This window comes from Enterobacter chuandaensis, assembly GCF_039718975.1.
GTDB classification, from domain to species: domain Bacteria; phylum Pseudomonadota; class Gammaproteobacteria; order Enterobacterales; family Enterobacteriaceae; genus Enterobacter; species Enterobacter chuandaensis.
On record NZ_CP097173.1, the window covers coordinates 2,578,092 to 2,590,679 of the forward strand.

The following is a 12,588-nucleotide window of genomic DNA, read 5'->3' on the forward strand; positions in this document are numbered from 1 at the left end:
TGAGCCCATGCCAGCCCGCGCCTCACCTTTTGGTGCATTCGTCTTCGGAGATCGACAAGAAATAGCGTGACACAAGGGGCTGTGAGTGGGCTATAATTTCGAGCTAATTTCGAGCTAATTTCGAATGATTTTGAAATACTGCCTGTAACGCTATGAATTACAAGGCAAAATAAGCAATGAATATAAGGATTAAAGCTATGGGTTTTCTTTCCGGTAAGCGCATTCTGGTGACTGGCGTTGCCAGCAAACTGTCCATCGCATACGGCATCGCTCAGGCAATGCATCGCGAAGGCGCTGAGCTGGCGTTCACCTACCAGAACGACAAGCTGAAAGGCCGTGTTGAAGAATTTGCCGCGCAGCTGGGTTCCAGCATTGTTCTGGAATGTGACGTTGCACAAGACGAAAGCATTGATGGCATGTTTGCTGAACTGGCAAAAGCATGGCCAAAATTCGACGGTTTCGTTCACTCCATCGGCTTCGCGCCTGGCGACCAGCTGGACGGCGATTACGTGAACGCGGTTACCCGTGATGGCTTCAAAATCGCGCACGACATCAGCTCCTACAGCTTCGTTGCGATGGCGAAATCTTGCCGCGCGATGCTGAACCCGGGCGCAGCGCTGCTGACCCTGTCCTACCTGGGCGCTGAGCGTGCTATCCCTAACTACAACGTGATGGGCCTGGCAAAAGCGTCTCTGGAAGCTAACGTACGCTACATGGCGAACGCAATGGGCCCGGAAGGCGTGCGCGTTAACGCCATCTCTGCGGGTCCTATCCGCACTCTGGCGGCGTCCGGCATCAAAGATTTCCGTAAAATGCTGGCACACTGCGAAGCGGTTACCCCGATTCGTCGTACCGTTACCATTGAAGATGTCGGTAACTCTGCAGCATTCCTGTGCTCTGACCTTTCCGCAGGTATCTCCGGCGAAGTGGTTCACGTTGACGGCGGCTTCAACATCGCTGCAATGAACGAGCTGGAAATTAAATAAGCTGTTGCTCTCTTCCCGCACGGGAAGAGAGCTTCCCCCTCCGCGTCATCCCTTCGTTATTCCGTTCTGCTATTTGTTATCACCTAACAATATTTTTCCCTTTATCAGCCTTACGCCAGGATATTGATCGCCATTTTGAGATCAAGGAACGCCCATGGAACAACGCCGTTTTTCCGGCAAAGGCCACTGGTATCACGAAACCCAGTCAAACCACGCGCAGTCGGATGTGCTGCCCCTGGTGCCCGAAGCCGCTAACGTCGACGATCGTTTTTTGCTCGATTTAGCCCTCCCTGACGAGATTGTCGGCGCCTGTACCGGCTGGCTTGCCCCTGCCAGAACCTTATGCCACCAGCTGTTCCCGCTCTCACTTCCCCTAAACCGCCTGCGAACACTCAGCGCCTATGACCGGTTAAGCACCGCATTGACGGTTGCCCAGGCCTGCGGCATTCAGCGGCTCTGTAACCATTACGCTGCCCTTCTTGCCCCGCTGCCGGGTCCTGACTCCTCGCGCGAAAGCAACCGACGGCTGGCACAAATCACCCAGTATGCCCGCCAGCTCGCCAGCTCGCCCGACGTCATTGATGATAAAGCGCGGACCCAGCTGGATGAGGTGGGGCTGACAACCTATGACACAGTGACGATCAATCAGATTATCGGCTTCACTGGCTTTCAGGCGCGCGTGGTCGCAGTCTTTCAGGCCCTGCTCGGCCATCCCGTTCGCTGGCTGCCGGGCCATCATATTCAGCCGCATACCCTGCCAGCGTGCACCGAGGCGTGGGTGGCGCTTCTGCCCGTCGTCGAGCTTCGCTATGCGAGTGCGCATCAGCTTGAGTCACTTTCCCGCTGGCAGGCAGAACCCGCGCTTGAGGGACTGACGCCGGTGCTGTGCCACGAGCCAACGCTGCTCGACCTGACGGGAGAGATCCTGCTAAATAGCAGGGTCGCGACGCCACACGCCTCTCCGGCGCTTGCGGCAGCAGTCGACTTACTGGCACGTTCACCGGACCGATTCAGCGCCGCACAGTTTACTCCGCTCACGGAAGGCGGACTGACTGCCGTCCAGGCGATAGCCCTGCTCACCCAAAGCGCGTTTGAGGGGTGGATCAACCGACTGAAAGTCGCGTCTGGCAAAGCGGAATAACCCTACTCATACCCTAAAGACCGCTTGCTGTAGCAGTGAGAATCGCGTAAAACTGTCAGCCGCTCAATGGCTACGAAAATAGAACATTATGTTTCAGGACAACCCGCTGCTAGCGCAGCTTAAACAGCAACTGCATTCCCAGACGCCGCGTGCAGAAGGGGTCGTAAAAGCCACGGAAAAGGGCTTTGGCTTCCTTGAAGTTGACGCGCAGAAAAGCTACTTCATTCCGCCACCGCAGATGAAGAAAGTCATGCATGGCGATCGCGTCATGGCCGTCATTCATACCGAGAAGGAGCGTGAGTCCGCCGAGCCGGAAGAACTGATCGAACCGTTCCTGACCCGCTTTGTGGGCAAGGTACAGAGAAAAGACGATCGCCTTTCTGTCGTGCCGGATCACCCTCTGCTGAAAGATGCCATTCCCTGCCGGGCCGCACGCGGCGTTGAGCATGATTTTAAAGACGGTGACTGGGCCGTGGCCGAAATGCGCCGTCACCCTCTGAAAGGCGACCGCGGTTTTTACGCGGAACTGACCCAGTTTATCACCTTCGGTGACGACCATTTCGTTCCGTGGTGGGTTACGCTTGCGCGCCACAATCTTGAAAAAGAAGCGCCAGACGGCGTGGCAACCGAGATGCAGGACGAAGGCCTGACGCGTCGCGATCTTACCGCGCTGGAATTTGTCACCATCGACAGCGCCAGTACCGAAGATATGGACGATGCGCTCTACGCTGAAGAGAGCGACGACGGCAAACTGCATTTAACCGTCGCCATCGCCGACCCTACGGCCTGGATTGTGGAAGGCAGCAAGCTGGACGATATGGCCAAAGTGCGTTCGTTCACCAACTACCTGCCGGGCTTTAACATCCCGATGCTGCCGCGCGAACTGTCTGACGATCTCTGCTCGCTTCGCCCAAATGAAGTGCGCCCGGTTCTCGCCTGCCGCATGACCATTGCCGCAGATGGCACGATTGAAGACGATATCGAATTCTTTGCTGCCACCATCGAATCAAAAGCCAAGCTGGCATATGACAATGTCTCCGACTGGCTGGAGAACACGGGTAGCTGGAAACCTGAATCCGACGCCGTTGCGTCACAGATTCGCCTGCTGCACCGTATCTGCCTGAACCGCAGCGAATGGCGTAAAACCCACGCGCTGGTCTTCAAGGATCGCCCGGATTATCGCTTTGTTCTGGGCGAAAAAGGTGAAGTGCTGGATATCGTGGCCGAGCCGCGACGCATTGCTAACCGCATCGTCGAAGAAGCGATGATTTCCGCCAACATTTGTGCCGCGCGCGTGCTGCGCGACAGGCTGGGCTTTGGTATTTACAACGTTCACACCGGATTCGATCCGGCCAATACCGAAGCGCTGGCCGCCCTGCTGAAAAATCACGATGTGCATGTTGATCCGGAAGAAGTGCTGACGCTGCCGGGCTTCTGCAAGCTGCGCCGCGAACTGGACGCGCAGCCGTCCGGTTTCCTGGACAGCCGCATTCGCCGCTTCCAGTCCTTCGCGGAGATCAGCACCGAGCCAGGCCCGCACTTCGGCCTCGGCCTGGAAGCCTACGCCACGTGGACATCCCCTATCCGTAAGTATGGCGATATGGTTAACCATCGGTTGCTGAAAGCGATCATCAAAGGCGAAACCATTGCACGTCCTCAGGACGACACGACCATACAAATGGCCGAGCGTCGCCGCCTGAACCGCATGGCGGAGCGTGACGTGGGTGACTGGCTGTACGCGCGTTTCCTTAAGGATAAAGCCGGTACCGATACCCGCTTCGCGGCGGAGATCATTGATATCAGCCGCGGGGGGATGCGCGTCCGTCTGGTGGATAACGGTGCTGTCGCCTTTATTCCTGCCCCATTCCTGCACGCCGTTCGCGATGAACTGGTCTGTAGTCAGGAAAATGGCACCGTGCAAATTAAAGGTGAAACAGTTTACAAGGTCACGGACGTGATTGACGTAACTATCGCTGAAGTTCGTATGGAAACCCGCAGTATTATCGCGCGCCCTTTTGCCTGATAACCTGCTAAATTGTTGGCCGTTTCTTTTCGGAATGGCCGACAATTTTTCTTTTTTCTCTCCTCCGTAAATTCATCATTATTTCTTACTATTTCCTGCCTCCGTCCGCCCAAAATTGCCATAATTATCTACAGTAAAAGAGTGCCGTCATATTCGGTTACGTGAATTTATATACGCTGTGTATTCTTTTTTACCTGACTCGTTTTATGATAATAAAACAGGGAAAAACAATAAGTTCACTTCGGTTTTGCCGCTGTTTTACAACGGAAAAGTCGACTGCAAATGAATAATTTGTGCGCTAATGAGTAGCGGCGGGAGAAATCATGATTGACGACCTGGAGCAGAATTTGCTGTTTCGTTACATGGGTACTCACAGCCCGTGGTGGCGATTGTCCGCTGACAGCAACACTCTGCATCTTGCCGCCAGCGAAAATGCCGATGTTACTCAGGTCGTGACGCTGGATGATGAACAGGCTCTCCTGATTCGTCAGCTCACGGTGATCACCTCCAGCATTTCTCTGAATCTTTCCCTTTACGGCGAAGAGGTTCCCGTCCATCTTGTCGGGCGCAAAATTACCCGTAATGAATGGGCCGGTACGGCTTCCGCCTGGAACGATACACCCTCCGTGGCACGCGACCTGGCGCAGGGGCTTTCTTTCGCGGAACAGGTTGTTTCTGAAGCGAACTCCGTCATCGTTATTCTCGACCAACACGGTAATATCCAGCGTTTTAACCGCCTGAGCGAAGAGTACACCGGCCTGAAAGAACACGAAGTCATCGGCCAGAACGTGTTTAAACTCTTCATGAGCCGCAGCGAAGCGGCTGCCTCGAAGCGTAACATCGCGGGTTTCTTTCGCAACGGCAGCTCTTATGAAGTTGAACGCTGGGTGAAAACGCGCAAAGGACAACGATTATTTCTGTTCAGAAACAAATTTGTGCACAGCGGCAGCGGTAAAAATGAAATTTTTCTTATCTGTTCCGGGACCGACATTACGGAGGAACGCCGGGCGCAGGAGCGTCTGCGCGTGCTGGCCAACACCGATACCATCACCGGCTTGCCAAACCGCAATGCCATCCACGAACTGATTTCTGACGCCATCCGTAGCCGCGGCGAAACGCAGATTGGCGTGGTGTATCTCGACCTGGATAACTTTAAAAAGGTCAACGATGCCTATGGGCATATGTTTGGCGATCAGCTGCTCCAGGCGGTTGCGCTCGCCATTCTGAGCTGTCTGGATGAAGGACAGGTGCTGGCGCGGCTCGGCGGCGATGAGTTTATCGTGATGGCCACCAATACCTCTCAGGGTTCGCTGGAAGCGATGGCGTCGCGCATTCTGACCCGCCTGCGCCAGCCGTTCAGAATCGGTCTGATCGAGGTTTACACCGGTTGCTCCCTGGGGATCGCCCTCGCACCGCAGCACGGGAACGATCGGGAAAGTGTAATTCGCAATGCCGACACTGCCATGTACACCGCCAAGGAAAACGGTCGGGGTAAGTTCTGCGTCTTTTCCCCAGAAATGAACCAGCGCGTATTTGAGTATCTGTGGCTGGACACCAACCTGCGTAAAGCGCTGGATAACGATCAGCTCCTGATCCACTACCAGCCCAAGATGACCTGGCGCGGAGAAGTGAGAAGTCTTGAAGCGCTGGTCCGCTGGCAGTCGCCCGAGCGCGGCCTGATCCCGCCGCTGGAATTCATCTCCTACGCCGAGGAGTCGGGGCTGATTGTGCCGCTGGGCCGCTGGGTCATGATGGATGTGGTTCGCCAGGTGGCGAAATGGCGTGACAAAGGGATTAACCTGCGGGTGGCCGTGAACGTCTCTGCACGTCAGCTGGCCGACCAGACCATATTCAGTGACTTAAAGCAGGTGCTGAAGGATCTGCGTTTTGAGTACTGCCCTATCGACGTAGAGTTAACCGAAAGCTGTCTTATTGAAAACGAAGAGCTGGCGCTCTCCGTGATCCAGCAATTCAGCCGCCTCGGGGCACAAATTCATCTGGATGATTTTGGTACCGGTTATTCTTCCCTTTCCCAGCTGGCGCGTTTTCCAATCGACGCCATTAAACTCGATCAATCCTTTGTCAGGGATATCCACAAGCAGCCGATCTCACAGTCTCTGGTACGCGCCATTGTCGCAGTAGCCCAGGCGTTAAACCTGCAGGTGATCGCCGAAGGGGTGGAGAACGCAAAAGAAGACGCCTTTCTGACCAAGAACGGCGTCAACGAACGGCAGGGTTTTCTTTTTGCTAAGCCGATGCCCGCTACCGCATTCGAGCGGTGGCTAAAACGATATCAAGCGCGACAACAGCGTTGAGCCATACAGAGGTTCACTTTCGTTTACGTAATTTCGTTATGGCGTTTTTTCCCTTCTCTTTTGAACCTATTTTCTGCATCATTGAAAATATTCGCTTTTCGCTCATGGGGAGAGATTATGTCTACTATTGATCCACAAGCTGTAGCACAACGTATTGATACCGTGCTGGATATCCTGGTGGCGGGTGATTATCACTCTGCGATCCGTAATCTCGAGATCCTGAAGTCTGAACTTCTTGCTCAGAATGGAGCCGACAACGCTCCTGAAAACAGACAGCCAAAAGCGCCGTGGGAAGTGTAATCCCGCCCTTTCCGACCTCATTTCGCTTCACTAATTGGATGCTATGAATTCCCGACAACAACTCATTTTGCAGATGGTCATCGATCAGGGACGCGTAAGCGTTGTTGATCTTGCGAAAACCACCGGCGTTTCGGAAGTAACAATCCGTCAGGATCTCAACCTGCTGGAAAAACAGAGCTACCTGCGACGTGCGCATGGCTACGCCGTGCCGCTGGATAGCGAGGACGTTGAAACGCGCATGATGAACAACTATGCGCTCAAACGCGAACTGGCAGAATTCGCCGCGTCGCTGGTAAACAATGGTGAGACGGTCTTTATTGAAAACGGCAGCTGCAACGCGCTTCTGGCGCGCACGCTTGCTGATCAAAAAGACATTACCATCATCACCGTCAGCAGCTATATCGCCCATTTGCTCAAAGAGACGCGCTGTGAGGTCATTTTGCTTGGTGGCATTTACCAGAAAAAAAGCGAAAGCATGGTCGGCCCGCTGACCCGGCAGTATGTCCAGCAGGTCCATTTCAGTAAGGCCTTTATCGGTATCGACGGCTGGCAGCCGGAGACAGGCTTCACCGGCCGGGACATGATGCGCTCCGACGTGGTTAACGCCGTGCTGGAGAAGGAGTGTGAAGCCATTGTGCTCACTGACAGCTCAAAGTTTGGCGCCGTCCACCCTTACACCATGGGTCCAGTCTCTCGCTTTAGCCGCGTAATTACCGATGAAAGATTGAGTGACGCGCACCGTAATAAACTGGAAGAAGACGGTTTAATCGTCGATATTATTAATACGGCCTCCTGAATCATCTTCGCGCCCGTATTTCGGGCGCACGTTTCGCCCTTCGTCTGAGATGATTCCTATCCCTCCTTTAAGAGTTTTTACCTGTTTAACCTGCCCTAAAGTCGTAAAATTAATGTTAGCGATATAACAGGAAGTGACTATCACCTGCGTGATTACGTAACGCCTGCGCGACAAGCTTTCACGGAAAAAGAATTAGGTATTCATTTTGGCTATACTTAACGTGTACATCTTTCCGTGAATCGATAATTCAGGAGAAAGTATTATGACCTTAACCAGCAAAAAATTAGCCGCCGCTGTTCTGGCAATCACTGTAGCAATGTCCCTGAGCGCGTGCTCTAACTGGTCTAAACGTGACCGTAACACCGCTATCGGTGCCGGTGCCGGTGCGCTCGGTGGTGCAGTATTAACAGATGGTAGTACGCTGGGTACATTAGGTGGCGCTGCTGTCGGTGGTATTATCGGTCACCAGGTTGGCAAATAATTATTCTATAGCCTTCCCGGATATTGCGCATTTGAACGCATTTCAGGTCTGACTTACGCACGTATATAACACGAGCCACGGCATTTGCCGTGGCTCAGTTATTTTAACCGCCCGCCAGTTTAACTTTCATGCCTTTGGCTTCGAGCAGCGATTTAATTAAATCGCGTTTATCACCCTGAATCTCAATAATGCCGTCCTTCACGGCACCACCGCAGCCACATTTCTTTTTCAGTTCCGCTGCGAGCTTGTTCAGCTCTGCATCATCCAGATCAATCCCGGAGATAAGGCAAACCCCTTTTCCTTTTCGCCCACTGGTTTGACGCTGGATACGAACAATGCCGTCACCTTTCGGACGTTCCGCTTTCATTTTCGGCTCGTCTATGCGCCCGCTCTCCGTTGAGTAGACCAGACGACTATTGGAATCAGTCATTACGCCCCCTTTTTCAGTGATGCGTTGATAGCCTTAAGCGTTTCTGCCGGGTTTGCTGACTGTGTCACCGGCCGCCCGATTACCATGTAATCGACGCCCGCAGCCAGGGCCTGCCCAGGCATCATAATGCGGCGCTGATCGCCCACGTCGCTGCCAGCAGGACGAATGCCTGGCGTGACCAGTTTAAAATCTTTGCCCAGTTCTGTTTTAAAGCGTACCGCTTCCTGCGCGGAGCAGACGACGCCATCGAGACCGCAATTCTGCGTCAGACGCGCGAGACGTTCAGCATGATCGGCAGGTGACAACGTCACGCCAAGATCGCGTAAATCGCTTTCGTCCATACTGGTCAGTACAGTGACCGCAATCAGTAATGGGGCATCATTGCCGAACGGCAAGAGCGCTTCACGCGCTGCGGTCATCATTCTCGCCCCACCTGAGGCATGGACATTGACCATCCACACTCCCAGATCTGCGGCGGCGGCTACGGCGTGCGCCGTGGTGTTCGGGATATCATGGAATTTGAGATCGAGGAAAACATCGAAACCGCGCTGCTGCAGATCGCGGACGATTTGCGGCCCAAACAGCGTGAACATCTCTTTTCCAACTTTCAGACGGCAATCGCGAGGATCGATACCGTCAACAAAGGCCAGTGCTGCGTCACGCTTATTGTAATCAAGCGCAACAACAACAGGAGAATCCGTAATAACGCGGGAAGTGGAGGATGTAACAGACGTCATGACCAGCCCTTTTCGTCTATGGGCGCGCAGCGGCGCGGAACAGATAAACGGCCAGCATTCTACCTGCCGCCGCCGCAAAATGACAGAAGCCATTTACGCCCCTGCCAGGCCAGCAAACCGCACGGTGTCCAAAGAGTGGTAAAACCAATCAGTATGTTGTAACTAAAATAATCTGTTTTAAAAAATTACTGCCCGTCCAGGCCACGGATTGGCTTGATGGTGGACCATGCCCGGCAGGAAGGACAGTGCCAGTAGAGCGTATAGGCGGTAAAGCCACACTTCTGACAGCGGTAACGCGGCTTGCTGCGTACCTGCTCGCCAACCATGTCGCGCAGCACCATCAGGCTCTCTTTGGCGCGCCCTTCTTCCGCATCATTCAGGTGGTAATCCATCAGCTTATGGAAAACCCGCATGGTAGGATGACGCTGCAGCTGGCGCGTAATATACACCTGCGCGGTATCGCTCCCCTCATACTGTTCAACCACGTCTGAAAGCATCAGCTCAGCGGTCGCGCCGGTATTCTCTTCCACACAGCGGCGCAGGAATGCCACCCACTCTTCCTGCTTGCCCAGCTGCTGGTAGCAGGTTTGCAGCATTTCCAGCGTTTCACTGACCAGCTCTTTATCCTGGTCGATGACCCGCAGCAGGCTTTCAACAGCTTTAGCGTAATCGCCATTCGCCATGAAGACGCGCCCCATCATGATGGAGATACGTGCGCTATTGCGATCCGCGGCGGCGCCTTTCTTCAGCAACGCCATGGCTTTGTCCATGTCATCGTTACCCATCTGCTGAAGCGCAAGCTCACAGTAGAAATGGGCGATTTCAACGCGCTGCTTATCTTTACCCAGCTTCACCAGGCGTTCGGCAGTATCAATGGCTTTCTGCCAGTCGCTGGTGGCCTGATAAATCTGCAGCAGCTGCTGCAACGCGCCGATACGGAAATCCGTTTCATCCACCAGTTGCGTGAACATATCTTCAGCGCGATCGTACAGCCCCGCCGCCATATAATCCCGCCCCAGCTGTTGTACCGCCAGGAGTCGTTGATCGTAGGTCAGGGAGGCGCTTTCCATCAGGGTCTGGTGGATACGGATGGCGCGATCTACCTCGCCGCGCGAGCGGAACAGGTTGCCGAGGGTAAGATGGGCTTCGACGGTGCCGGTATCCTCTTTCAGCATATCGAGGAACAGGTCTACCGCTTTATCCTGCTGATTGCTCAGGAGGAAGTTCACCCCTGCAACGTAGTCACGGGAGAGTCGGTTTGCCTCATCCTGCTTTGTTTGTTGCGCACTTCTGCGGCCCATATACCAGCCATAGGCAGCGGCTACAGGCAAAAGCAGAAACAACAACTCCAGCATAGTCGATTATTCCTTCACGACCGGCACACCAGAGCTTTCCGGAATGTCGGACGCAGGCGCAATGTGCTGTTCAAGTCGTTTAATTTTACGTTCAGCGCGCGCAAGAGAAACACGAACTTTCAACCAGAAAAGACCACAAACCAGCCAGCCGATGGCAAAGCCCGCAGCAAATAAGACCGCCAGCAGGCTAGAGACCCGATACTCACCCTGCGCCAGCAGATAGTTAAACGTTACCTGTTGATCGTTTTGTGCACCCAATGTGACTGAAATGACAAAAATCGCCAATACCAGTAAGAAAATGAGTAAATATTTCACATTACTTCCCGTTATGTGGTTCAAGCGAATAAAGTGTGTTCAACTCACCGCAATCAGCCTTATAAACTACCATTTTAGCGACGGGCGCGAAACGGAAAAAGTAACGCGCACGTCATGGATTTATGGGCGAAATGCACAATATCAACCGTCAGGCGTCGCTTTGCTCCCGTTCGGCGATCTCTTCTTTCTCTTCAGGCGGCGGCGTGAGCGGGCCGCAGAACCGTTCCGCAAGCCAGGTGGCCAGCGTTACCAGCATCCAGGAGATCAGCGTAGCGACCACCAGATCCCGCGGCCAGTGCATCCCCAGCAATAAGCGGCTACCCATTACACCCGTTGCCCAGACCAGTAACACCGCGATGGTGATTGTGCGTCGCCTTGGCCAGAGCAGCCCGACGGCCAGCAACGCCCAGCTTGCCGCAAACATCGTGTGGCCAGAAGGAAATGCGAAGCCCGTCTCTTTTTGCCAGTGTTTACGCAGGAATTTAGGAATATCGTCCTGTTCCGCAAGCTGTTCTTTTACCAGCGCACCGCGATCTTTACGCTTTAAAGTGTAGAACTCATCCACCGGAACATGGTGTGCTTTTTCCAACCAGACGACAAACGGCCTGGGCTCCTGAACGTGGTCTTTTACCCATGACTTCACGCCCTGCCCAATAACGATTGCGCCACCGAGGATGGCAAAGAGCATCAGCGCCGCGCGCAGTCGAAAGCGCAGACACCACAGAAACCAGCCGCAGAGAAGGACGTGGGTAATAATTCCCCACGGCTGCGTGACCGTTTCCGTCACCCAGTACAACGTTTTAAGCCAGGTAACATTCTGTCCGGGCTGCCACATCCAGCCGGATACCCATACGGCCAAAGGCATAATCAGTAAAATGGCCGCACCTGCTGCCGTACGTCTGGCGATAGAAAGCATGTCTTCTCCTTTTTCGCTAAGCCCCACAATCATAACTGAAATTCATTCAATGAGTGGATATGTCGGATCGTGCGTTTAACGTTCATATAGCATGGTGCCCATTAGGCGAACGTGCTGAGCTTGTGGCAAAATGAACAGATACAGAAAGCAAAACAGGCGCAAGGCACGAAACGTGTCAGCCTACTCTGGAGAATCACATGCAGCTTAAACGTGTGGCAGAAGCCAAACTGCCAACCCCATGGGGCGATTTCCTGATGGTGGGATTTGAAGAACTGGCAACCGGACAGGATCATGTCGCGCTGGTCTATGGTGACATTTCAGGACAGACGCCGGTGCTGTCCCGCGTCCATTCGGAGTGTTTGACGGGCGATGCGTTGTTCAGCCTGCGCTGTGATTGCGGTTTCCAGCTGGAAGCGGCCCTTACCCATATCGCCGAAGAAGGCCGCGGCGTGCTGCTTTATCACCGTCAGGAAGGTCGTAATATTGGTCTGCTGAATAAAATCCGCGCTTACGCGCTTCAGGATCAGGGCTACGATACGGTTGAAGCCAACCATCAGCTTGGCTTTGCCGCTGACGAGCGTGATTTCACCTTGTGCGCCGATATGTTCAAGCTGCTGGGCGTGGACGAAGTTCGTCTGCTGACCAATAACCCGAAAAAAGTGGAGATCCTCACCGAAGCCGGGATCAACATCGTCGAACGCGTGCCGCTGATTGTGGGCCGCAACCCGAAAAATGCCCACTACCTCGATACCAAAGCCGCCAAAATGGGCCATCTGCTGAAAGAGTAAAAGTA

General features: G+C 54.0%; 13 protein-coding genes. 8 read left to right on the top strand and 5 right to left on the bottom strand.

Going from position 1 to position 12,588, the window contains the following annotated elements:
- The first annotated feature begins 197 nt into the window (after positions 1-197).
- From fabI to osmB, 7 genes are all read left to right on the top strand, one after another.
- Positions 198-986 (top strand): enoyl-ACP reductase FabI, encoded by a 789-nt coding sequence (fabI, locus tag MX657_RS12605; protein WP_003856831.1) that lies wholly within the window; start codon positions 198-200, stop codon positions 984-986.
- A 154-nt stretch (positions 987-1,140) separates the two neighbouring features.
- Positions 1,141-2,127: a CMD domain-containing protein gene (locus MX657_RS12610; protein WP_346805920.1), complete on the top strand. Its 987-nt coding sequence runs from the start codon at positions 1,141-1,143 to the stop codon at positions 2,125-2,127.
- Between the two features lie 88 nt (positions 2,128-2,215).
- On the top strand, positions 2,216-4,150 hold the full coding sequence (locus MX657_RS12615) for an exoribonuclease II (RefSeq protein WP_252001732.1): 1,935 nt from the start codon (positions 2,216-2,218) through the stop codon (positions 4,148-4,150).
- A 323-nt stretch (positions 4,151-4,473) separates the two neighbouring features.
- Positions 4,474-6,465 (top strand): cyclic di-GMP phosphodiesterase, encoded by a 1,992-nt coding sequence (gene pdeR, locus MX657_RS12620; protein ID WP_346805921.1) that lies wholly within the window; start codon positions 4,474-4,476, stop codon positions 6,463-6,465.
- A 117-nt stretch (positions 6,466-6,582) separates the two neighbouring features.
- Entirely contained in the window at positions 6,583-6,765 is a 183-nt protein-coding gene (locus MX657_RS12625) for a hypothetical protein (RefSeq protein ID WP_080329307.1), read from the top strand.
- A 43-nt stretch (positions 6,766-6,808) separates the two neighbouring features.
- Positions 6,809-7,561, top strand: coding sequence for a DNA-binding transcriptional regulator YciT (locus MX657_RS12630; protein ID WP_119915791.1), 753 nt, complete (start codon positions 6,809-6,811; stop codon positions 7,559-7,561).
- 262 nt (positions 7,562-7,823) lie between these two features.
- A complete protein-coding gene (gene osmB, locus MX657_RS12635; protein WP_008501216.1) occupies positions 7,824-8,042 on the top strand; it encodes an osmotically-inducible lipoprotein OsmB in 219 nt (72 codons plus the stop codon).
- A gap of 103 nt (positions 8,043-8,145) precedes the next feature.
- On the opposite strand, the gene yciH is transcribed toward osmB, so the two are convergent.
- The 5 genes from yciH to pgpB form a co-directional block, all read right to left on the bottom strand.
- Positions 8,146-8,472, bottom strand: a complete 327-nt coding sequence (gene yciH, locus MX657_RS12640) for a stress response translation initiation inhibitor YciH (RefSeq protein WP_063942363.1) — start codon at positions 8,470-8,472, stop codon at positions 8,146-8,148.
- Entirely contained in the window at positions 8,472-9,209 is a 738-nt protein-coding gene (gene pyrF, locus MX657_RS12645; RefSeq protein ID WP_346808554.1) for an orotidine-5'-phosphate decarboxylase, read from the bottom strand. The genes yciH and pyrF overlap by 1 nt, the downstream gene beginning before the upstream one ends.
- A 185-nt stretch (positions 9,210-9,394) precedes the next feature.
- The gene (gene lapB / locus MX657_RS12650) at positions 9,395-10,564 is read right to left on the bottom strand and encodes a lipopolysaccharide assembly protein LapB (protein ID WP_080329309.1); all 1,170 of its coding nucleotides are present in this window, start codon (positions 10,562-10,564) and stop codon (positions 9,395-9,397) included.
- Positions 10,565-10,570: 6 nt separating this feature from the next.
- Positions 10,571-10,879 carry a LapA family protein gene (locus MX657_RS12655; RefSeq protein ID WP_080329310.1) on the bottom strand — a complete coding sequence of 103 codons (309 nt, stop codon included), beginning with the start codon at positions 10,877-10,879 and terminating at the stop codon, positions 10,571-10,573.
- Between the two features lie 148 nt (positions 10,880-11,027).
- Positions 11,028-11,795, bottom strand: coding sequence for a phosphatidylglycerophosphatase B (gene pgpB, locus MX657_RS12660; RefSeq protein ID WP_346805922.1), 768 nt, complete (start codon positions 11,793-11,795; stop codon positions 11,028-11,030).
- A 197-nt stretch (positions 11,796-11,992) separates the two neighbouring features.
- Here pgpB and ribA point away from each other — a divergent pair, with 197 nt between their 5' ends.
- Entirely contained in the window at positions 11,993-12,583 is a 591-nt protein-coding gene (gene ribA / locus MX657_RS12665; protein WP_028013401.1) for a GTP cyclohydrolase II, read from the top strand.
- Positions 12,584-12,588: the final 5 nt, after the last annotated feature.